The sequence below is a fragment of the Pseudomonas sp. 11/12A genome, from assembly GCF_000800055.1.
Taxonomy (GTDB): Bacteria; Pseudomonadota; Gammaproteobacteria; order Pseudomonadales; family Pseudomonadaceae; genus Aquipseudomonas; species Aquipseudomonas mohnii.
On the sequence record NZ_JUGV01000001.1, the window covers coordinates 259,152 to 278,957 of the forward strand.

The 19,806-nt window shown below is 66.2% G+C and carries 24 protein-coding genes; all 24 read left to right on the forward strand.

Annotated elements, in window-relative coordinates; genetic code table 11:
- Positions 1-737 precede the first annotated feature (737 nt).
- The 24 genes from GQ39_RS01215 (at position 738) to GQ39_RS01325 (ending at position 19,790) form a co-directional block, all read left to right on the forward strand.
- Positions 738-1,472 carry a hypothetical protein gene (locus tag GQ39_RS01215; RefSeq protein ID WP_047526619.1) on the forward strand — a complete coding sequence of 245 codons (735 nt, stop codon included), beginning with the start codon at positions 738-740 and terminating at the stop codon, positions 1,470-1,472.
- A gap of 118 nt (positions 1,473-1,590) precedes the next feature.
- Positions 1,591-1,809 (forward strand): AlpA family transcriptional regulator, encoded by a 219-nt coding sequence (locus tag GQ39_RS01220; protein WP_016446183.1) that lies wholly within the window; start codon positions 1,591-1,593, stop codon positions 1,807-1,809.
- 40 nt (positions 1,810-1,849) lie between these two features.
- Entirely contained in the window at positions 1,850-2,716 is an 867-nt protein-coding gene (locus tag GQ39_RS01225) for a ParA family protein (protein WP_047538350.1), read from the forward strand.
- Positions 2,700-2,936, forward strand: a complete 237-nt coding sequence (locus GQ39_RS01230; protein WP_047526623.1) for a hypothetical protein — start codon at positions 2,700-2,702, stop codon at positions 2,934-2,936. Before GQ39_RS01225 ends, GQ39_RS01230 begins: the two co-directional genes overlap by 17 nt.
- Positions 2,929-4,569, forward strand: coding sequence for a ParB family protein (locus GQ39_RS01235; protein WP_047526625.1), 1,641 nt, complete (start codon positions 2,929-2,931; stop codon positions 4,567-4,569). The genes GQ39_RS01230 and GQ39_RS01235 overlap by 8 nt, the downstream gene beginning before the upstream one ends.
- Positions 4,570-4,586: 17 nt before the next feature.
- Positions 4,587-5,147, forward strand: a complete 561-nt coding sequence (locus GQ39_RS01240; protein ID WP_047526627.1) for a DUF2857 domain-containing protein — start codon at positions 4,587-4,589, stop codon at positions 5,145-5,147.
- A 3-nt stretch (positions 5,148-5,150) separates the two neighbouring features.
- Positions 5,151-6,335: an STY4528 family pathogenicity island replication protein gene (locus GQ39_RS01245; RefSeq protein ID WP_047526628.1), complete on the forward strand. Its 1,185-nt coding sequence runs from the start codon at positions 5,151-5,153 to the stop codon at positions 6,333-6,335.
- Positions 6,336-6,572: 237 nt separating this feature from the next.
- The gene (locus tag GQ39_RS33130; protein ID WP_236693070.1) at positions 6,573-6,890 is read left to right on the forward strand and encodes a hypothetical protein; all 318 of its coding nucleotides are present in this window, start codon (positions 6,573-6,575) and stop codon (positions 6,888-6,890) included.
- Complete coding sequence (locus GQ39_RS33135) at positions 6,860-7,324, forward strand: OST-HTH/LOTUS domain-containing protein (RefSeq protein ID WP_236693071.1); 465 nt, start codon at positions 6,860-6,862, stop codon at positions 7,322-7,324. The genes GQ39_RS33130 and GQ39_RS33135 overlap by 31 nt, the downstream gene beginning before the upstream one ends.
- Before the next feature lie 188 nt (positions 7,325-7,512).
- Positions 7,513-8,301 carry a PFL_4669 family integrating conjugative element protein gene (locus GQ39_RS01255; protein WP_047526630.1) on the forward strand — a complete coding sequence of 263 codons (789 nt, stop codon included), beginning with the start codon at positions 7,513-7,515 and terminating at the stop codon, positions 8,299-8,301.
- Positions 8,298-8,846 carry a DUF3158 family protein gene (locus GQ39_RS01260; RefSeq protein WP_047526632.1) on the forward strand — a complete coding sequence of 183 codons (549 nt, stop codon included), beginning with the start codon at positions 8,298-8,300 and terminating at the stop codon, positions 8,844-8,846. The genes GQ39_RS01255 and GQ39_RS01260 overlap by 4 nt, the downstream gene beginning before the upstream one ends.
- Positions 8,843-9,226, forward strand: coding sequence for a single-stranded DNA-binding protein (locus GQ39_RS01265; protein WP_047526634.1), 384 nt, complete (start codon positions 8,843-8,845; stop codon positions 9,224-9,226). The genes GQ39_RS01260 and GQ39_RS01265 overlap by 4 nt, the downstream gene beginning before the upstream one ends.
- A gap of 292 nt (positions 9,227-9,518) precedes the next feature.
- Positions 9,519-11,534: a DNA topoisomerase III gene (locus GQ39_RS01270; RefSeq protein ID WP_047526635.1), complete on the forward strand. Its 2,016-nt coding sequence runs from the start codon at positions 9,519-9,521 to the stop codon at positions 11,532-11,534.
- Positions 11,535-12,312: 778 nt separating this feature from the next.
- Complete coding sequence (locus GQ39_RS01275; RefSeq protein ID WP_047526636.1) at positions 12,313-12,549, forward strand: hypothetical protein; 237 nt, start codon at positions 12,313-12,315, stop codon at positions 12,547-12,549.
- 25 nt (positions 12,550-12,574) lie between these two features.
- The gene (locus GQ39_RS01280; protein WP_047526637.1) at positions 12,575-12,967 is read left to right on the forward strand and encodes a hypothetical protein; all 393 of its coding nucleotides are present in this window, start codon (positions 12,575-12,577) and stop codon (positions 12,965-12,967) included.
- Between the two features lie 250 nt (positions 12,968-13,217).
- Positions 13,218-13,934 (forward strand): DUF5983 family protein, encoded by a 717-nt coding sequence (locus tag GQ39_RS01285; protein WP_047526638.1) that lies wholly within the window; start codon positions 13,218-13,220, stop codon positions 13,932-13,934.
- 291 nt (positions 13,935-14,225) lie between these two features.
- Entirely contained in the window at positions 14,226-15,023 is a 798-nt protein-coding gene (locus tag GQ39_RS01290; protein WP_047526640.1) for a hypothetical protein, read from the forward strand.
- A gap of 64 nt (positions 15,024-15,087) precedes the next feature.
- Complete coding sequence (locus GQ39_RS01295; RefSeq protein WP_047526641.1) at positions 15,088-15,453, forward strand: DUF3085 domain-containing protein; 366 nt, start codon at positions 15,088-15,090, stop codon at positions 15,451-15,453.
- Positions 15,454-15,799: 346 nt separating this feature from the next.
- Positions 15,800-16,351 carry an STY4534 family ICE replication protein gene (locus GQ39_RS01300; protein WP_047526643.1) on the forward strand — a complete coding sequence of 184 codons (552 nt, stop codon included), beginning with the start codon at positions 15,800-15,802 and terminating at the stop codon, positions 16,349-16,351.
- 56 nt (positions 16,352-16,407) lie between these two features.
- On the forward strand, positions 16,408-17,019 hold the full coding sequence (locus GQ39_RS01305; protein ID WP_047526645.1) for a DUF3275 family protein: 612 nt from the start codon (positions 16,408-16,410) through the stop codon (positions 17,017-17,019).
- Between the two features lie 89 nt (positions 17,020-17,108).
- Positions 17,109-17,474 carry a hypothetical protein gene (locus GQ39_RS01310; protein WP_023093149.1) on the forward strand — a complete coding sequence of 122 codons (366 nt, stop codon included), beginning with the start codon at positions 17,109-17,111 and terminating at the stop codon, positions 17,472-17,474.
- An 84-nt stretch (positions 17,475-17,558) separates the two neighbouring features.
- Positions 17,559-18,209 (forward strand): hypothetical protein, encoded by a 651-nt coding sequence (locus GQ39_RS01315; protein ID WP_047526651.1) that lies wholly within the window; start codon positions 17,559-17,561, stop codon positions 18,207-18,209.
- 64 nt (positions 18,210-18,273) lie between these two features.
- Positions 18,274-19,383: a DUF6094 domain-containing protein gene (locus GQ39_RS01320; protein ID WP_047526653.1), complete on the forward strand. Its 1,110-nt coding sequence runs from the start codon at positions 18,274-18,276 to the stop codon at positions 19,381-19,383.
- Positions 19,384-19,484: 101 nt separating this feature from the next.
- Positions 19,485-19,790, forward strand: a complete 306-nt coding sequence (locus tag GQ39_RS01325) for a hypothetical protein (RefSeq protein ID WP_024537150.1) — start codon at positions 19,485-19,487, stop codon at positions 19,788-19,790.
- The last annotated feature ends 16 nt before the right edge of the window (positions 19,791-19,806 follow it).

The following is a 19,806-nucleotide window of genomic DNA, read 5'->3' on the forward strand; positions in this document are numbered from 1 at the left end:
CGCGGAGAGAAAGTCGGCTTGAAGGCCCGGAAATACTGGAGGGAGGTGGAGCGGGCGAAGGGAATCGAACCTGACGCCTAACTGGTTGAGTTAGAGAGAGTTCTTCCCGTTTGCCGCAAGCGGCTGGACGACATGATGGACTACTTCGCCCCCATCGTCCAGAAGAAGGCCAGACGCTGCTCCATTGACGACTGCTACAGGCCATCCACATCCAGCAATGCCTCATCTCAGGGCCACCCGTTCGGGTGGAGTCCGCGCTCTGTCCTGCGCCTTCGACCCAGGACTGTGGAGGAGCGGAAGCGGGCACGGCAGCCGCCCTCGCCGTAGGCGCAGCGCCATTCCATTTTCGTCTATCAACAGACCGACACGGTCTGCTGGAAGCGCCATCGCCAGGGTTCTGACTCTTCCAGAGTCCGCCTCGCGAAACATTTCGTCCGCATAGACCGCAGTGCGAACACCAGATACCGAGCAGGTCTTGCAAAGGTCGAAGCCACGCGGAGATCTTGGGGGCGTGACACCGGCATGACATGGCCGACCGCGGCTCTGTTGGTGCCAGTACCAGGTGGCAGCTCATCAGCCTGCGTGGCGGGCGGGTTGAACTCAGCTCGTGAGCAGTGCGCATGGTACGTCTTGAGTGGGGCTGGGCGCCCCCGTTTGGAGGTACGCCAGCCATCCTTTCGACTGACCGGTTCTGGGGGGAGCCCTTGGCGCAATAGCTCAAGCAAGGAGGACGATGCATGAAAGGGAACTCGTTGTCCCAAGTGTATTACCGCCCCATTGAAGCGGCCATCCGATGGGCAGGATTGCTGAGGTTCCAACACGAAATCGTGGCAGCCATCATTGACTCCCGACACTTGGCGGTGACGTTGAACTGCCCTCGTTGCGACGAACTTCGGCTCTACATCGACCGAATCTACGATGCGATCTACCATGGTGAACTACCCTATGGACAGAACGGCATCACGATCGACGACAAGTCCCTCTGGGACTCTCCGGACTTGACGATCCGGCATGTCGATCTCAAACGATGGATGCTCAACCATTATTCGGGCCAACGACCGGCCTTTTTATTCTCCCGCGGCGAACGGATCGCCCATCCCGTGATTACGTTGGAGGCAGGGAATGCGCTGCTGGTGGAGCGCGAGGCGCTCAAGTCGCAGCTGGAACAATGCCGCAGCCAACTGCGTGCTCTGCAAGAGCAGCGGAAGAAGCACGATCAGGCGCCACCCGCATGCACGCTCTGCCCGCTGAGTGACAGGGCCGAGGCCACCTACCTGCACATCATCGGCGCCATGCTGACGTTGATGCTCGGACGCTCACCATCCGGCACCCCGTACTCCAGCTTCAACAGCCAGGAAGCCATTGCCAGTGCGTTGATCGCCCATCATGGACACCTCATGGGCATCACCGAGCGAACGCTGCAGGCCAAGTTCGCCCAAGCTCGCCGCAAGCTTCAATCTGCGGTTTCCTGAAATTTTCAAGACCGTATCTGCGGTCGCGGATACCGCATTTGCGGTGTCTTTCCTCAACGCGGCGTTCTTAATTCGAGTCACGCCATTCAGCGCGATTGAGCGTTAAGGAGTGACCCTCATGTCTTCGCAGACCACAGCCACGGCGGCACCGACTGAACACCGCATCCTGCGCCGCGCCGAGGTCGAAGCCAAGACCGGCTTCAAGCGCGCGCACATCTACAGTCTGATGAAGGAAGGCAAGTTCCCCAAGGCGCTGCGCCTGGGCGTGCGCGCGGTGGGCTGGGACTCGGTGGAGATCGAACAGTGGATCGCTGATCGCCTCAAAGAACGCGCCTGACGCTTCTTCTCGGTTCATGCCATTCGACGGGGAGAAGCTCATGCAGGTGGTGTCCATCATTTCGACCAAGGGCGGCGTGGGCAAGACCACGACGGCGGCCAACCTGGGCGGCTTCATCGCCGATGCCGGGCTGCGTGTGCTGCTGCTGGACCTGGACGTGCAGCCCACGCTGTCGAGCTACTTCACACTGGACGTGTGCGCGCCCGGCGGCATCTACGAGATGCTGGCCTTCAACGAGCGGCGCATCGAGCAACTGGTGTCGCGCACTGCGATCGCGGGCCTGGACCTGGTGCTCTCCAACGACGACCGCGGCGAACTGAACACGCTGCTGCTGCACGCACCGGATGGGCGCCTGCGACTGCGTCATTTGCTTCCCGTCTTCCGCACGCACTATGACTTGCTTCTGATCGACACCCAGGGCGCGCGCAGCGTGCTGCTGGAGATGGCGGTGCTGGCGTCCGACCTGGCGCTGTCGCCGGTGACGCCGGAGATCCTCGCGGCGCACGAACTGCGGCGCGGCACGCTGCAACTGATCGAGGACATCGCGCCGTATCGGCACCTGGGCATCGAGCCGCCGCCGCTGCGCCTGCTCATCAACCGTGTGCATCCGGTGTCGTCGAACGCCCGGTTGGTCCAGCAGGCGCTGCGACAGGTGTTCCAGGAACAGGCCGGCGTGCAGGTGCTGGGCACCGACGTGCCGGCCATCGAAGCCTATCCGCGCGCTGCGACACGAGGATTGCCGGTGCACCGGGTGGAGTACCGGCAGCTGGCGGGGCGCACGGCGCCCGCGGCGCTGGACACCATGCGCACGCTGGCCGGCGAGCTGTTCCCCGCGTGGCGGGAGCGCTTCGCGCTGGTCACCGGCCGGGCCGATGCGGGAGGGGCCGGTCATGGCGAGCGCGCATGAACTGGCGCGCGGCCGTGAACGGCTGCGCGCACTGATCGAGTTCGCGCTGGGCGAAGGCTGGCGCGTGGTGCGCACGTCCGGTGGGCACCTGAAATTCACGAAACCAGGCTGCGCGTCGATCTACACCAGCTCGACTGCGAGCGACCACCGTGCCGACCGCCATGCCCGCGCGCAGCTTCGCCGCGCCGACCGGCAGGCGCAGGAGAACGGTCGTGGCTGAGCTGACGCCGCAGGACATGGCTGCCAAGCTGCTGGCCACCGGCTTCGAGCACAGCAGCCCTTCGGCCGCGACCTTGAGCGACCCCATCGCCGACACGCCGATGGTGGTGACGCTGGACCAGTTGCGGCCCTACGACCACGACCCGCGCGTGACGCGCAACCCGGCCTATGCGGAGATCAAGGCGTCCATCCGCGAACGCGGGCTGGACGCGCCCCCCGCGATCACGCGCAGACCGGGCGAGGCGCACTACATCATTCGCAACGGCGGCAACACGCGGCTCGCGATCCTGCGCGAGTTGTGGAGCGAGACCAAGGAGGAACGCTTCTTCCGCATTGCGTGCCTGTTCCGCCCGTGGCCGGCGCGCGGCGAAATCGTGGCGCTGACCGGGCATCTGGCCGAGAACGAGCTGCGCGGCGGGCTGACCTTCATTGAGCGGGCATTGGGCATCGAGAAGGCGCGCGAGTTCTACGAGCAGGAAAGCGGCCAGGCACTGTCGCAGAGCGAACTCGCGCGGCGGCTGACTGCCGACGGCTACCCGGTGCAGCAGTCACACATCAGCCGCATGAACGATGCGGTACGCTATCTGCTTCCGGCGATCCCGGCGCTGTTGTACGGCGGATTGGGCCGGCATCAGGTGGACCGGCTCGCGGTGCTGCGCAAGGCGTGCGAGCGCACCTGGGAGCGGCGTGCGCTGGGCCGCACCGTGGCCGTGGACTTCGCCACCTTGTTTCAGGACGTGCTGACGCAGTTCGACACTCAGCCGGACGACTTCTCGCCGCAGCGGGTGCAGGACGAGCTCGTGGGCCAGATGGCCGAGCTGCTGGAGGCGGACTACGACACGCTGGCGCTGGAGATCAACGACAGCGAACGCCGCCAGTGTGCGCTGATCAGCGAACCGGCGGCGCCTGTCGTGCCTGCTACACCGCCCTTGCCGGTCTCCGCGCCTCGGCAGCCACCCGCCTCGTCTGTGCCGCGCGACACCACTCCGGTCGCGCCTCCGGCGCCAGCAGCAACACCGCCTGCACCGCTCGAAGCTCCGGAGGAACAGCACGGGCAACGCGACGAGCGCCTGCAAGGGCACATCGTGACGCCGGCACCGACCACCGAGCGCCTGCAGTCCATCCAGCGGATGGTCGCGGACCAGCTCAGCGACAAGCTGCCCGACTTCGAGGCCAATGCGCTGCGTGCGATCCCCGTGCAGGCCGGCGGGCTCTATCCCATCTCGGACGTCTGGTACATCGAGCCGGGGCTGGACGTGCCGGATCGCCTGCGCGTGCACATCGCGCAGTTCGCGCGCGAGATCGCCGGGGAAGCCGCGGTAGCCGAGCACATCGAGGCCAGCGACGGCGGCATCGGCTTCGTCTGCATGGCGCCGGCCGTGGGCCAAGCGAAGGCGCTGCCGGCGTTCGCGCGGGCGGTGTTGACCCTGCTGCATGCGCTGAGTGCGGCTCCGCCCTCCGCGAACGGATTGGACCGCGCGCGGCTGGCCGACGAGCTGGCGGCGCTGCTGCATGGCCATGGCGGCTCGGCCACACGCCTGAGCGATGCTGCGCTGGTGAAGCTGTTCCGTCTGCTGCGCCTGGCGCGCCGGCTGCTGGACCTGCAAGCCGGCGAAGCGGGCCAGGAATCCTGAGCGCAGGAGGCTCCCGCATGTCAGCACCGCACCCGCTCAACCAGGCCGTGATCGCCCAGGCCCTGCATGACCTACGCAACGGCCAGTTGCGCCGCTGCAAGGCCATGGGCTTCGGCGAGGAGGAGCTGGATGCGCTGAAGCACCCCGAACTCGTGAGCATGCTGGTGAACGCCACGGTGTCGTGGTGTTCGGTGTCGGTGAACCGTGAAGTGTTGAAGCGGCTGCTGAGCCAGGTGCACGACGTGGAGCGGGAGATCGCCACGGTGGACCGCATGCTGCGCCTGGGGGCGAGCACGGAGATGGTCAGCAAGTTCTACGGCCTCACGCATCAGGAAGTGGCGCTGCGCCGCGACATCCTCGGGCTGCCCAAGCGCAAGGGCCGGCATCCGGTGCTCGACGAGGCGCAAGACGTGGCCTTGTGGGAGCGCTGGAAGGCCGGCGTCGTCGAGCGCCATATCGCCCTGACCGACGACATGGCGATGCTGGCGGTGACCATGGACCTGGCCGAGGCGCTGAGCCTGCCGATGTCGGTGGTGTGGGCGGCGATACGCAACTGGATCGACCAGGGGCTGGTGTAGGCCATGACCACGGGTGGCGCACCACGGCGCGAAGGCCCCGTTGCGCTGTCCGCGCTTTTCGACGAGGCCCTGCAGCACCTGCAGTCGGCGCAGGGGACGGCGCCGGCCGCCGACGGTTTCCTCTACAGCGGCAACCGCCATGAGAGCGTCCCGCGCAGGCTGTTCCTCGACCGGCGCCTGACGCCACTGGAGCGAAACGCCTGGCAGGTGTTCCGCCTGCAGCTCAACGACGACGGCGTGACCGCCTTTCCCACCTACGACCAATTGCGCCCCTACCTGGCCTCGATGCCCTGCGCGGCGCAGGCCTCGCACGAGACCGTGGCGCGCGCCCTGACGCTGTTGCGGCTGACGCGCTGGCTGAGCCTGGTGCGACGACGGCGCGACCCGCAGACCGGCCGCATCCAGGGCAACCTCTACGTGCTGCACGACGAGCCGCTGTCGCCCTTCGAGGCGATGCAGCTCGATGCCGACTACCTTGGCCTGGTCAGCCAGGCGCTGACCCATGCCGCCAAGGCGGTACAAATCGTGGGCATGAACACGCTCAAGGAGATTGCCGAAGACCCGCTGCTCAGCGGCCGCACGCTGCCGACCCGCTTGCAAGTGCTGGCGCAGCGCATGGCGCGGCATAGCTGGGCGACGCCAGGTTATCCACAGGAGGGTGCGGACCACGAATCCGAAGAAGGTCAGGAAGCCCTTCTTCGGAATGCTGCGCGCCCGTCTTCGGAATCCGAAGCAGGGCCGAAACCCGCACCGGACGGCTCTCTTCGGATTCCGAAGGAGGACCGTACAGTACGTAATGATCGTATAAATGAAGTACGTACAGTACCGCGCGCGAGGGCCTTGCAGAACCTGCGGCTGCCCGAGCGTTTCCTGCGCTTGAAGGACGAGCAGCAGGCCGGCGCGCTGGTGGCACTGCAGCAGGTGGACGAGGCGCAGAGGCAGGCCGTTCTCGACGAGTGGGCGGCACGCTGCCACAACAGCGCGGTACGCAACCCGGCCGGCTACCTGTTTGGCATCATCCAGAAGGCGATCCGCGGAGAGTTCAAGGCCTGGGCCGGAGAAAGTGCATCGACGCCGCCAGCGCCCCCGCCACCTGCGTCATCGTCACCGCCAGCATCCCGTGCGGCTGACCCCGAGGTGGCACGCGCCTATCTAGCACAGCTCCGAGAAGCCTTGCGTGATCGCTGATGTTGACTATCCCCAGGGATAGCTGGAACAGACACCCTTCCGTCGTGCTCGATTGCTGCCCGCCGAACGACAGGCGAAACTGTCGCCTGTGAATCAAACGAGGACAGCCACGCACGAGCCCGGCCAACGATGGACTTGACGACTTTGCCCTTCACAAACGCACTGCAACCACTACAGCGAGACGTTCAGCTCTTGCTGGGCAGATGCCTGTTGCGCCTTCAATAATACGAGCGCCTCATGAAAGCCATCGTGGCCCACCACGAGATTTCAGGCCCGGCGCATTCGCTGGAGGCCATTCGCGCAGCGCGGATTGAAGATGCCGCGACCAAGACCCTGGGCACGTTGATCGGACAACTGTTTGGTTCGTACGTCGTCACCGATGGAAATGGCGGCGAGAAACGCGAAGACGATCTTCCCGGCGACGTGATCTCCTTTCGCACGCGCGTGCAACTGAGCCTGTCTGCGCAGGACTACGCCAAACCCAGGCCGACCTCAAAGACCAGGTATCGCTGCGCAACACATTGGTGCACCACTTCATCGACCAGCACGATCTAAGGACCGTGGACGGGTGTCGCGCTGCACAGGACGAACTCGGTTCCGCTTACACGCGCATCGATCAGCACTTCGAGCAGCTGCGCGGCTGGGCCGAGCACATGGATCAGACGCGGCGCCTGGCAGCGGAATTCGTCCAGTCGGACGTGTTCCACGACCTGGTGGTCAATGGCATCGCGCTGGACGGCAAAGTGGACTGGTCGGCCGCCGGCATCGTTCGCGCGCTGCGCGAAGCCGCCGCGCAGTTGGCCGTCGAGGGCTGGACACCCATCGCCGCCGCTGGCCGCTGGATCGCGGACCGGCATCCCGAGCAGCTTCCAGCCAAGTACGGCTGCCGCAGTTGGCGGCAGGTGGTGCACGAGTGCCGCCTGTTCGAGCTTCGCTACCGTGAGGTGGAGGGGCAACGGGCCGCCTGGTACCGACCTCGCGAGGCATAGCCCCGCGACGCGGTCTCACCTCCGCGCGAGCCGCGAACGACTCCGCCGAGCTATCCCCAGGGGATAGCCGGCACACACAGCCTTCCGTGCGGAACAAACCGGGCGCGCATGGGCTGCGGTTTGTTGACTGACAGCCTTCCGGCCGATGCCGATGCTGGCGACTCGCCCCTTCACCGCGAGTCGCTCCCATGGCCAACGAACGCACAGAACCCCTGCAACTGAATCTCGGATCGCTGCGCAGCGCGATGTCGCTGACGCTGCACACGCACCACGCTTCGCGCATCTGGCACGGCCGCGCGCCGACCGAGGGGCGCCCCGGCATCATCGGTCTCAACGGCTTCATCGGCGCCATGAACAAGATGAAGCGCGGCGCCGAGCAGGACGACCCGTACTCGGACTGGTGGATGTTGCGGATCGAGGACAAGCTCGCCGCCACCAAGACCCGTCTGCAGACCCTGCGCGAACAGGTGGATCAGGCCTTGGCCGACGTGCCAGCGGCGCTGTCGCTGGGCGAGAACATGAACGTACAGCCGGTGAAGCTGCCGCTGTTCGTGAACGCCCAGCTCGGCTTCATGGCGGTGTACCTGCTGGCCGACTACGACGACCTGGCACGCAAGCTCATCCTGGCGCACCACACGGCGCTGATCGACCGCAGCACCTTGGAGCGATGGCTCGATGATGGCGCGCACGCGCTGCGCAGCCTGTTCGCGCTGGCCCAGCAGTACCGCTACTCGGGTACGACGCGCGACGACTTCGTGGCGAAGAACGCCGCGGCGCGAGCGGCGCTGGAGAAGTTCAGCGAGCTGCCGCAGGACGTGCTGGAAGGAACGCGCCGCTCGCGCTTCGCGCCACCGATCGCGCGGCGGACGACCAAGCCCGGAACGCCGCCTGCAGCGCCCGCCATCGAGCCCGATGCGCCGGCTCCCACGGGTGGCGCAGCCGATGGTGCGGCGGGCGATGAGGGTGCTGGCGCATGACAGCATCGATCCCCATCAGCCACTCCACGCGCTTCGTGGCGCTGGAACAGGCGGACTTCCAGCGGCTGGAACACGCAGGCTACCTAAAAGGCCTTTTACAGCCTTTTAAGGGTAAGGGGAGTCTGGAGACCTGGGCCAGCCAGTGCGCAGCGCTGCGCGACGACGTGATTGGCCTGGCGCAGCGGCGCGTGCTGCCCCAGGCGCGCGCCTACCCCTTCAGCCTGCTCCACGTGCAACTGGCCCAGCAGGCCACTGGCGCAGGGACGACCTTCCTGCGCTGGCGCAACCTCGACCGTTCCTCCATGGGCGTGGCGTTGTGGGAGGCCCTGCTGGCCAACCCCGCGACGCCGGCCTCGCTGATCGACGAGCTGTACGCGATGGAACTGCAGCGCATCGTGCTGAACATGCAGATCAGCCTGACCCACAGCATCGCTCGCCAAGCCCTGGAATGCGCCAACAAGGCCGCGCAGGCCGAAGCGGCTTACCTGCGGCGCGTCCACGGGCATACCGCATCCGTTCCACCCACCACCAAGGAGTCACCATGAGCACGCACTTCCTCGGCGAGGGCAACATCGGTTCTGCGCCGGACTACCGCGAATTTCCGAACGGCAACGACGAGCCGCGCCGGCTGCTTCGCCTGAACGTCTACTTCGACAACCCGATCCCGAAGAAGGACGGCGAGTACGAAGATCGCGGCGGCTTCTGGGCGCCGGTGGAGCTGTGGCACAGAGACGCCGAGCACTGGAAGACGCTGTACCAGAAAGGCATGCGGGTGCTGGTCGAGGGCCGCACCGTGCGCGACGAATGGGAGGACGCCGACGAGAACGAGCGCGTGACGTTCAAGGTCGAGGCCCGGCGCGTGGGCATCCTGCCGTACCGCATCGAGTCGGTGGCGCTCAGCGCCAAGCCCGCCGGCGGACAGTAATTCGCCCATCGCCGTTCCCCCGAGGGCGGCTGTAGCAACCGTCATACGCCCGCGTGCACCAGCGAGCTATCCCAGGGGATAGCTCCAAGGTCGTACACGGAGTTCCAGCCGCCCTACCGAAACGACGCTCTTGCTGTGCCAGCTCCTGCGGTCTATGCGCACCGCTGCGGCAACGGACCGCCGGCCGATCACAAAGCGGTGTCTGCATCAATCGCCTTCCTTGCTGCCGGCATCTCCTGGCCCCGCCAAGCTGACGCCCATCCGATGAACCGCACATTTCCAAGGAGGCTTCATGCGCGTGTTCCTGTGCGAGAAGCCGTCCCAAGGCAAGGACATCGCCCGTGTGCTGGGTGCCGGTCAACGCGGCAACGGCTGCTACAGCGGCGCCGGTGTCGTCGTGACCTGGTGCATCGGTCATCTGGTGGAGGCGGTTCCGCCCGAAGGCTACGGCGATCAATACAAGCGCTGGGCCATCGAGCAACTGCCCATTCTTCCTGAGCGTTGGCGTGTCGAGCCTAAGGCGGCGACCGCAGCGCAATTCAAGGTCGTGCAGCAGCTCGTCGCCAAGGCGGGCGAGCTGGTGATTGCGACCGACGCCGACCGCGAGGGCGAGATGATCGCCCGCGAGATCATCGACCTATGCGGCTACCGCGGGCCGATTCAGCGCCTGTGGCTGTCGGCGCTTAACGATGCGTCGATCCGCAAGGCACTGGGTGCGCTCAAGCCCTCGGCGGAGACGCTGCCGCTGTACTACTCGGCCCTGGCCCGTTCGCGTGCCGACTGGTTGATCGGCATGAACCTAAGCCGGTTGTTTACGCTTCTAGGTCGCCAGGCCGGCTACACCGGCGTGCTGTCGGTGGGCCGGGTGCAGACGCCGACGCTGAAGCTGGTGGTGGATCTTGATCGCGAGATCGCACGTTTCGTCTCGGTGCCGTTCTGGGCGATCGAGGTCACGCTGTCCCATGCCGGCCAATCCTTCATCGCAAGCTGGACGCCGCCGCAGGGTTGTATCGACGATGCTGGCCGTTGCTTGCAACAGCCGGTCGCCCAGCAGGCCGCCGACCGCATGCGCGCCGCCGGCAGCGCCCAGGTGCTGTCGGTAGAAACCGAGCGCGTGCGCGAAGGGCCGCCGCTGCCGTTCGACCTGGGCACGCTGCAGGAGGTGTGCTCCAAGCAGTTGGGCCTCGACGTGCAGGAGACGCTGGACATTGCCCAGTCGCTGTACGAGACGCACAAGGCGACAACGTATCCGCGCTCGGACTCGGGCTACTTGCCCGAGAACATGCTGGTCGAAGTGCCGACGGTGCTGGACAGTTTGGTCAAGACCGATCCCGGCCTGCGCCCTCTGATCGACCGCCTCGACCGCAACCAGCGCTCGCGTGCGTGGAACGACGGCAAGGTGTCGGCTCACCACGGCATCATCCCGACGCTGGAGCCCGCCAACCTGTCGGCCATGAACGAGAAGGAACTGGCCGTCTACCGGCTGATCCGCGCCCACTACCTCGCGCAGTTCCTCCCGCACCATGAGTTCGACCGCACGGTGGCGCAGTTCTCGTGCGGCAGTCAGTCGCTGGCGGCCGTGGGCAACCAGATCGCCGTCACCGGCTGGCGCGAGGTGCTGGCGACGCCGGGGCCGGACGATGCCGATGGCGAGGATGCGCAGCGCAGCCAGGTGCTGCCCGCCCTGCATGCGGGCCTGTCCTGCCCGGTCGGAAAGGTGGATCTCAAGGCACTGAAGACCCTGCCGCCCAAACCCTACACGCAGGGCGAGCTGATCAAGGCCATGAAGACCGTCGCCAAGTTCGTGACTGACCCCCGGCTGAAACAGAAGCTGCGAGATACCACCGGCATCGGCACCGAGGCGACACGCGCCAACATCATCAACGGTCTGATCGGTCGCGGCTACCTGGTCAAGAAAGGCCGTGCCGTCCGCGCTTCCGACGCAGCATTCACGCTCATCGACGCGGTGCCCTCGGCTATCGCCGACCCCGGCACCACGGCGGTGTGGGAGCAGGCGCTGGACATGATCGAGGCCGGCCAGATGGCGTTGGACACCTTCATCGAGAAGCAGTCCGTGTGGGTCGGTCAGCTCGTGCAGCAGTACCGCGGCGCGACGCTCTCGCTCAAGCTGCTGCCGGCGCCGGCCTGCCCGCAGTGCGCCGCACCGATGCAGCAGCGCACGGGCAAGAGCGGCGCGTTCTGGTCCTGTTCGCGCTACCCGGACTGCAAGGGCACGTTGCCGATCGAGTCCCCGACGGGCCGGCGCAGCGCACCGCGCAAGCGGCGCGCTGCCTCCAAGGCGTCCTGATCCTCGCTTCCCCTGCCGCGTCGGCCACTTCACTGGCGGCGAGGCAAACGTCCCGCACCGCGCGGGACTCCAAAGCGCGCGTCTCCTTCTGCAACGGTGTGCGCGCCCCGTCTGCCCGCCATCGGGCGACGGGGCGAGAAGGTCATTGCTCCACGAATCGCGCCTGCCGCCATTCCCTTGATCGGTGTGCCTTGCCTCGGCCACGAGGGGCTTCCTGACGCCTTGCCGCCGCGCGAGCCGTGAGGAGGCCCCTTGGGCCGAGGGTATTCCTGGCCGGTGCCCGCCGGCGGAACAACGGGCTCCCTTTGTGTGTGGATGCACGCCAGAGGTTTCCGGCCCCAGCCACGAAACGGGCCGGGTGCGCTTGCTGACGCAGCGAACGGCTTTGACGACGGCCCGCGCTGACGCAGCCCACAGGTGGTTCTCCTTCCTCTCCAGCCGAAGGCCCGCGTGGTCTTCGGCGCCCTGGTCCTTGCCTTGTCCCGTGACGTGGGCCTGCCCTAAAGCGGGCCGTCCGCGATTCGGTTTTCCCTGCGACGGCAGCCATGCTTCGCGCCCATCCTCACGCCATGCGTTGCTGACAGTCGTCAGCGGCATGCCCTGGCAGTCTCGGTCTTCAAGACTGCAACGCGGTTCGCCGCGTTGACCGATCCAGTCCGCTTCGCATCGCCCACCGCGGACGCTCGCCGGCCTGGCGACGATGCACTTTTCTCAACCACCCGAGGGGAACCCCATCCCCTGCGGGATGCGTGCTCCCCGACCCAGCAAGGAGCACGGCATGTCTGAACCTTCCGCATCTTCCTCTGCAACCGCAGCGCGCAGTGGTGCGCTGGCGCTGACCTGGACCGGCAAGCGTTTGCCGCTACAGGTGCTGCGCAGTGCGGCCGGCCACTACATCGGCACACAAGACGACGAAGGCCCGGTATCGCGGGAGTCCGTCGAGTATTTCCCGAACCACCTCGCAGCACAGCGCGCCCTGGATACCCATGCCTGGACACAGCGCGCTCACCCCTGATTCCCACCCTTCAAGGAGTTCTCTCATGAATCTGTCTTTACCCGAAGACGTGCTCGATCAGATGGCGCTGGAACAGGCGCACTTCGACACTGCACCGCAAGCCTTCTTCGAGGCCTGGAAGCGCGGCGCGCAGATCGCCGGCCACGAGTGGTTCGGCGACGGCACACGCGAAGGTCTGCAGCGTGCCACCACCAAGTGGGACCTGCGGCCCAACATGCTGATGCTCAACGACGCCCTGGGTGTGCTGAGCAACGGTCAACGCATGTTCGTGTCCGCGATGGTGAGCTTCTACAACTCCCGCGAGGGCGGCGCGATGCTCAAGCGTTGCGGCTTCGAGGGGCTGTCCGACTTCGGCGGCCTCGATCTGGAACGGCGTCAGGTCATCGCTGACCTCACGCTGCACTACAACGGCTGGTGAGCCGCGCCTCGCAACCCACCGTCCTGTCATCCCACCCCACGAGGGACATGCGTCCCCGTTCGGGGCCATTTCCCTCCTTCCTTTCGCAGGAGCGGCCATGTCCCGAATCACCATTTTCCACTGACCTGCACCGCCCGCCACCAGGGCGGCCCGACGCCGCGGCCGGCTGACCGGTTGCCACTTCATCCACTCGCTGGGGTTCAATCCCCGGCAGGGGATTGCCTCGGCCATCCTCTGCTGGAGGAATCCCATGTCTCACTCCAAAAAAACCTTCGTCCGCGGCTACGATGGCCTGTCCGTGCAGCGGCTGCTGGCGATTTCCTACGACGACGACTGCCCGCTGAGCTATCTGCCGCTGCACGTCTCGCAGTCGCACCTGCCGGACAGCCAGGTCGAGCGCCATGCTTGCGTCTTCTGCGACGACTTCGCGCTGATCACCGAGGGCCAGAACGTGCCGCCCGAGCTGGACGCGCAGTGCCCCAGCCACGGTATCGCCCGAAACCTCGTCTACGCCGTCATGGCCGAAGAAGCCGGCCAGCCGCTGCACGTCGGCGATACCTACTCCGAGGAAGCCGCGCGCGAGGTGGTACGCCGCCTGCGCTTCGAGACCGGCTTCTACAGCCGTGCTTGGGAAATCAGTTCGGCGCACATCACCGAGGAGGCCGGCCGCTTCCTCGCCGAACTGGCGGACATCGCCACGCCGAGCGGTTTTTTGTTCGTGGCCTTCCGCATTCCCTACAGCCCGGCGGTCGGCGTGAAGCTGATCGCCACGCCCTGGACGGATGCGAACCTGCAGCATGTCGAGGGCATCACCGCCGAAGAGCTGCGGCAGGAGCACCGGGCCAAGGGCGTGCCGGAGTCCCTCGTGGAAGTGTTGCACCTGGCTGCGCTCGCTGACGTTCGCATGTTGGTGTTCGATGCCGACGCGCCCGTGCTGGACGGGCTGACGCTCTACGACGACGAGTAACCCGCAACCCATTCGAGCCCCCACGTCGGGGCTCTTCTTTTTCGCGGAACGCGGTGCCGGCGCATTGCCGATTCCCAACGGACGGCCGCCGCCATGTGCTGCACGCTGGCCAGCATGTTCGCTGGCGTTGCCGGCAGCATGCCCAGGCAGTCGAGACTTTCAAGACTGCGGCGCGGTTCGCCGTGCTGGTTGCTTCGTTCTCCGGGCGCACCCGCGTCCATCCACCTCACCCTCAAGGGACAGACCTCCTTTGCGGGCGGGAGTCCCTTGGTTGCCACAAGGAGTCTCCCCATGGATACCCAAGCCATCCGCGCACAGATGCCGACACTCGTCGTCGGTCATGTGCCTTCCAACGTCCGTTCGTTCAAGTTCAACATCTTCGACGGCCAGCCCAAGGTTTCGACGCTGGGCTTTCACATCGACCCGAAGCCTTTCGAGGGCAAGGTCATCGCCACCACCGACGAGGCCATCGTCGTCAAGACGGGACGGGCCGAGTTCGCGGTGCTCGATCGCACCCTCGTGACCGAAGTGCCCCACGAGGGCGCCAAGGTGCAGATCGAACCCTATGTCAGACGCCGCTTCGACGGTCAGCGGGCGGACACGCCCGAGGAGCAAACCGAGTTCACCGCCGACGGCCAGCCCTACACGGTGAAGCGGTTCGTGCTCGGGTCCGCACCGGCGAAGCTGCCGATCCCCGAGCCGCGCTGCCCCGAGCTGCAGGAACTGGTCGACCAACTGGAGCAGTTGCCCGCTCCCGACGGCTTCCGGAGCATCACCCACATGCTGGTGGATGCCGGTGCGCGGGACATCACCTGGGTCGATCCGCTGCCCACCGACATCATCCGCTCGCCACCGGCCATCGGCTTCACCGTCGCCACGATGAAGTTCCAGGGTTGCGTCACCGTGCTGTATGAGCGTGGCCTCGACCTCTACGCGGTGGAGCTGCGCCGCGACGGCGAGCTGATTGAACGGGTCGATGAGGTGTTCTTCGACACCCTCGGCGAGACGCTGGAACGGCTGATCGACGACGGAAGCTGGAGACGCATCCGCGTGCAGTGCCTGTCGAGTCGCAAGGCTGTCCGGCACTGACCTCCCAGCAGCTTCCCGCCCTTGCGGCGGGAAGCCTCTTCCTGCCTCCCTGGAGACCACACCCATGACTGTTCGATTCAAAGGCACGGAGCTGCGGCCCGTGCTCGCCGAAGCGGTGGCGAATCAATGCCGCGTCATCCTGGTCAAGGATCACGGCGTGTACTTCCTGGCCGAGCGCGGCGAGCGCCGACCCGATGGTCGCCAGAAGACCATCGCCTATGCCGCCGGCTGCAACCCGGATGTCGATGCGTTCGATGACTGGTGGGAGCTGGCGCGCGCCGAGTTCGGTGGCGACGACTTCGGCGAGTTCTTCGATCCGCAGGAGGGCGTGTTTGCGCGCATCCTGCACAGCGATGACGACCTCGACGTGTCCGCCACCGCGACACACCTGTCGATGCAGGCGGTTCCTCCCACGCCCAGCGGCAACTGACCGCCCATCCCTGGTCCCCGCTCCGGGGGCCTCTTTCTTCCCGGCAATGCGGACAGCCGCGAGTGCCGATTGCCGCTCGCCTGCGCGCCGTCTCGCCGCGACGCTTCCGGCCATGTTCCGCTGACGTCCGTCAGCGACATGCCCAGGCAGCCACGATCTTCAAGGCTGCGACGCGGTTCCGACCGCGTTGATCACCCTCCAGTTCGCACCGGCATCCATGCGCGAACGGCCATCGGTTCTCGATGGCGATGCCACCAAGCTGTTCCATCAACCCACGCGGGGGTTCCACACCTTCCCCGCCTTGGGTCGGGTGTGTCTCCGCCTCATTGTTCCCGGGAGATTCACCATGACCACTTCCAACGAAAAGTCCTACTTCGATCTGCACATCACCGGCCTCGGGTATCTCAATCGCATCCGCGAAGTGAAGCCCAAGAAAGGCGATGCGTTCCTGGCCTGCGACATCGCGGCCTTGAACGGTCCCAGCGATGACGTCTCGTATGTGCGTTTCGACACGCGCGTATCGGGATCGGAAGCGCAGCACCTGGTACGCCGCTGCATTCAGGCGGTCGACGCCGAGAAGAAGGTGATGATCGGCTTCCGCCTGAGCGACCTGTGGACCGACACCTTCACCTACTCCAAGGGGGAGCGTGCCGGCGAGCAGGGTGTGAGCCTCAAGGCCCGCCTGCTGTTCGTCAGTTGGATCAAGGTCGACGGCAAGCTCGTCTACAAGGCCGAACCCAAGCCGACCGAGACCGACGAGCGCGCCCCGGAAGTCCCTGTGACGTCCGACGCGCCCGCCGCGCAGCAAGCCCCGGCACCGGAGCCTTCCAAGCCCGTCGCCGATGCTGCCGACGACGCTGCCGATGCCCCCGCATTGGCCGTTGCAGAGTCGTTCTGATCCGCAAGGCCCCATCCCCGGGGCCTTGTCTTCTCTTCGTCCGCAGGGAGACCTTCATGATCACCATCCCCGGCCAACTGGCCATCAAGACCATCCACGGCCGCAACGGTGACTTCAACGTCGGCCGACTGGCGACCTCGATCGGCGAGTTCGTCGTGAAGAACGCCGAACTCGATCAGTACCACGAGGGCAAGTACGACGGTGATTTCGTCATCGTCGAGATTCGCCCCTCCACGTACAACGCCAACGGCCGCATGGTCATCGAGATCCGCGCCCATCTGGGCGGGATGACGCTGTCCAACATCGACGCCCTGAGCCGCGACGAAGCCCGCCGGCTGAGTCCGCAGGAAGTCGATCCGATCGACGAGGAAGAGCAGGCGCCCGTGCCGGCAACGCCCCCGGCCAAGCCGAAGGCGAAGCCGCGCAGTCCGCGCGATTCCCTGGTCGATACCACGCCGTTCGGCAGCGAACCGGCTCCCGTGTCCGCTGCGGCCTCGGCCGAGGCAGACGACGCGGCGCTGTTCGGCGCCTTGTGGCCCCTGGGCGAGACCGTGAAGCTCGATGCGACCGTGGATCGTCGTGTGCTGCGTCAGCAGCGCGACCGTCTCGACAAGCTTGGCTACGAGTTCGCTCCGTTGTCCCAGGACTGGCACCTCAAAGCTGCCTGATCCATCCGCCGCCTTGCGCGGCATTCCGCCACCCGCCGGGGTTCTCGCCCGATGGGGAGGGCTCCGGCCATTTCTTCAAGGAGACCTTCATGGGCTGGACCTTCGTGCGTCAGACGCGCGATCAGTTGATCCGCGAGCTGATCGCTCCGCAGGCGTCCGAACGCGCTTGCTGCGAAGTCATCGACCACACGCTGGACGGCGACGTTCTGTGGACCGTGGTTCGCGTCACCGCCAGGCAGGCGGGCGTCATGGGCCTCGCGGCCGGTGAGTCCGTCTGCTACATCGGCTGCCACCTGCTGGAAAGCTCGGGCGGCGATTGGGGCTACAAGTCCCTCGATGAGTCCGCGCATCCGTACTACTACTCGTGCCCGCTGCGCTATCTCGACATGGCGCCGGTGCAAAGCTCCGAGTGGCGCGAGCGGGTTCACCGCTTCCACGCAGGACGCACCGTCTAGCGGCACGCATCTTCCTTCACCCAACCGGGGCGAGCACGGCCCCGCGGGCTGTGGTTGCTCCTTCTTTTCCAAGAGGACATCACCATGCCTGCACCTTCTTCCGCGAAACCGCTGTACCGCATCGACGAATGCCCCGACCTCATGGCCGACGGTTGCGTCGGTGACGAGCAGGGCAATCTCGTCTTTCTCTCGATCTGGGCGCGCGACACCGCCGTTCAGGAGTTCCTCGCCCGCCTGACCCTCAGCCGGGATGAACAGGGGCTGGACCAATTCCACGTCATCACCGAGCGGGGCGCATCCATCCCGGTCTTCGTCGGCAACGTCGAGAACCTGGAAAAGCGCATCACCCGCGCCTATCGGCGAACGCTGTTCGGTTCGCTGACGAATGTGTGGCTGTTCGATCGTCGCTGCGTGAAGCCAGACAAGGCCAACGCCAGCGCGCTGGCGCTTCTGCCCAGGGATTCCGCTCACCGGCTCGACCGGCTGTGGACGCTGGTGCAGGACACCTGCCCGCTGCCACTGCTCGACCACTGGCGCGACACCGTGCTGGAGCTGTTGCAGACACGACGGATGCTGACCGGTCTTCCCTTGGCCCTCGGGCCGCTGGAAGGCCATCGGCTGGCCCTCGATGTCCCGGCGCTGACGAAGGCGCTGGGCGAGCTGATCCGCAACGGCACCCTTGGCGCCGCGCAGTACGAACTGGCCGCGAACGCACCGCTTCGGCGTGTGGCGTGAGCCATCCCACGGGCATGCGCGCCGCGCGTGCCCGCCTTCCCTCATCCATCATCAGGAGAAATCCATGGCACTCATGTTTCCGCGCCTGGCGCGCAATTTCATTCGTAACGGCTACTTCCCCACCGACGAGCCGACGCTGGAGCGGGCCTTGTCCGCACTGGCGCCGTGTCCCGGCGCCATGTCCCTCCTCGATCCCTGCGCCGGCGAAGGCGTGGCGATCGCCGAAGCCGCCCACGCCCTCGGGCGCGAGCAGGTCCAGGCCTTCGCCGTCGAGTACGACGCCGAGCGTGCCCGCCACGCACGGCAACTGGTCGATCGCTGCATCCACGGTGACCTGATGGACACGCTGATCTCGCGCCAGTCCTTCGGGCTGCTGTGGCTGAACCCGCCGTATGGCGACCTGAGCAAGGACGTGAACGGCAACATCGGCTATCAGGGCCAGGGCCGTGCGCGGCTGGAAAAGTTGTTCTATCAGCGCGCGCTGCCGCTGCTGCAGTACGGTGGCGTGCTGGTCTTCATCGTGCCGCACTACGTGCTCGACGCCGAGCTGGTCGGATGGCTGACGCGCCACTTCGCCGACCTGCGCATCTACCGTGCGGTGGAAACGCAGTTCAAGCAGGTAGTGATCTTCGGTCGCAGGATTCGTCAACGCGACCAGGCGTCGGAGTCGGTCAAAGCCGTGCGCGGTCTGCTGCTGCAGATCGGACAGGGTGACGCCGAAGCCGAGGAACTGCCGCTCGAATGGCCGTTCCTGCCGTACACCGTCCCTGCCAGCCCGGCCGAGCCGGAGCACTTCTATCGCGTGACGATGGAGCCCGAGCAGTTCGCCGATGAAGTCGGCCGGCTGCAAGGACTCTGGCCGGCGCTCGATACCCACCTGGGCGCCGCGCAGCAATCGCTGCGTCCGCCCGCGCGGGCCTTGTCGCACTGGCATCTCGCCCTGGCTCTGGCCGCAGGCGCGATCTCCGGCGTAGTGAAGTCCAAGAGCGGGCGCGTGCTCGTCGTCAAAGGTGATACCCACAAGGAGAAGACCCTCCAGACGGAATACACCGAACGCGACGACGGCTCCGTGGCCGAGACGCGCATCCTCACCGACAAGTTCGTGCCGGTCATTCGTGCATGGGACTTGACGCTGGGCTCGCCCACGTGGGGCGAAGTGCTGACCATCCGCTGATCGCTGTTCCCTGACGGTTCGCCGTCGCTTTCATCCACCCACCGGGGTCACGTCGCCCCGATGGGGTGCCGTGGCCCCTTCTTCCAGAAGGAGAAGCCACCATGGCACTCGCAGTCCTCAACCTCGCGTCACAAGCACGCTTTTCGCCCGGGCAGGTGGTCATGACCGCCGGCGTCGACGAGCTGGTCCGACAGGGCCGGCTCAACCCCACGCCGTACCTGCGCCGCCATCTTCATGGCGAATGGGGCGACCTGAGCGACAGCGATCGGCGGCAGAACGACGCCGCGCTGAAGTCCGGCGAGGATCGTCTGTTCTCGTCCTACCAGGTCACGCCCAACCTGAAGCTCTGGATCATCACCGAATGGGATCGCAGCGTCACCACGCTGCTGCTGCCCAGCGAATACTGATCCCCATCCAGCGGTC

Coding starts and splice junctions, on each gene's coding strand:
- GQ39_RS01315 (WP_047526651.1), top strand. CDS start 17,559: ATGCCTGCACCTTCTTCCGCGAAACCGCTGTACCGCATCGACGAATGC.
- GQ39_RS33130 (WP_236693070.1), top strand. CDS start 6,573: ATGAAAGCCATCGTGGCCCACCACGAGATTTCAGGCCCGGCGCATTCG.
- GQ39_RS01270 (WP_047526635.1), top strand. CDS start 9,519: ATGCGCGTGTTCCTGTGCGAGAAGCCGTCCCAAGGCAAGGACATCGCC.
- GQ39_RS01215 (WP_047526619.1), top strand. CDS start 738: ATGAAAGGGAACTCGTTGTCCCAAGTGTATTACCGCCCCATTGAAGCG.
- GQ39_RS01255 (WP_047526630.1), top strand. CDS start 7,513: ATGGCCAACGAACGCACAGAACCCCTGCAACTGAATCTCGGATCGCTG.
- GQ39_RS01265 (WP_047526634.1), top strand. CDS start 8,843: ATGAGCACGCACTTCCTCGGCGAGGGCAACATCGGTTCTGCGCCGGAC.
- GQ39_RS01230 (WP_047526623.1), top strand. CDS start 2,700: ATGGCGAGCGCGCATGAACTGGCGCGCGGCCGTGAACGGCTGCGCGCA.
- GQ39_RS01305 (WP_047526645.1), top strand. CDS start 16,408: ATGATCACCATCCCCGGCCAACTGGCCATCAAGACCATCCACGGCCGC.
- GQ39_RS01225 (WP_047538350.1), top strand. CDS start 1,850: ATGCAGGTGGTGTCCATCATTTCGACCAAGGGCGGCGTGGGCAAGACC.
- GQ39_RS01320 (WP_047526653.1), top strand. CDS start 18,274: ATGGCACTCATGTTTCCGCGCCTGGCGCGCAATTTCATTCGTAACGGC.
- GQ39_RS01275 (WP_047526636.1), top strand. CDS start 12,313: ATGTCTGAACCTTCCGCATCTTCCTCTGCAACCGCAGCGCGCAGTGGT.
- GQ39_RS01240 (WP_047526627.1), top strand. CDS start 4,587: ATGTCAGCACCGCACCCGCTCAACCAGGCCGTGATCGCCCAGGCCCTG.
- GQ39_RS01295 (WP_047526641.1), top strand. CDS start 15,088: ATGACTGTTCGATTCAAAGGCACGGAGCTGCGGCCCGTGCTCGCCGAA.
- GQ39_RS01285 (WP_047526638.1), top strand. CDS start 13,218: ATGTCTCACTCCAAAAAAACCTTCGTCCGCGGCTACGATGGCCTGTCC.
- GQ39_RS01290 (WP_047526640.1), top strand. CDS start 14,226: ATGGATACCCAAGCCATCCGCGCACAGATGCCGACACTCGTCGTCGGT.
- GQ39_RS01300 (WP_047526643.1), top strand. CDS start 15,800: ATGACCACTTCCAACGAAAAGTCCTACTTCGATCTGCACATCACCGGC.
- GQ39_RS01310 (WP_023093149.1), top strand. CDS start 17,109: ATGGGCTGGACCTTCGTGCGTCAGACGCGCGATCAGTTGATCCGCGAG.
- GQ39_RS01220 (WP_016446183.1), top strand. CDS start 1,591: ATGTCTTCGCAGACCACAGCCACGGCGGCACCGACTGAACACCGCATC.
- GQ39_RS01280 (WP_047526637.1), top strand. CDS start 12,575: ATGAATCTGTCTTTACCCGAAGACGTGCTCGATCAGATGGCGCTGGAA.
- GQ39_RS01325 (WP_024537150.1), top strand. CDS start 19,485: ATGGCACTCGCAGTCCTCAACCTCGCGTCACAAGCACGCTTTTCGCCC.
- GQ39_RS01260 (WP_047526632.1), top strand. CDS start 8,298: ATGACAGCATCGATCCCCATCAGCCACTCCACGCGCTTCGTGGCGCTG.
- GQ39_RS01245 (WP_047526628.1), top strand. CDS start 5,151: ATGACCACGGGTGGCGCACCACGGCGCGAAGGCCCCGTTGCGCTGTCC.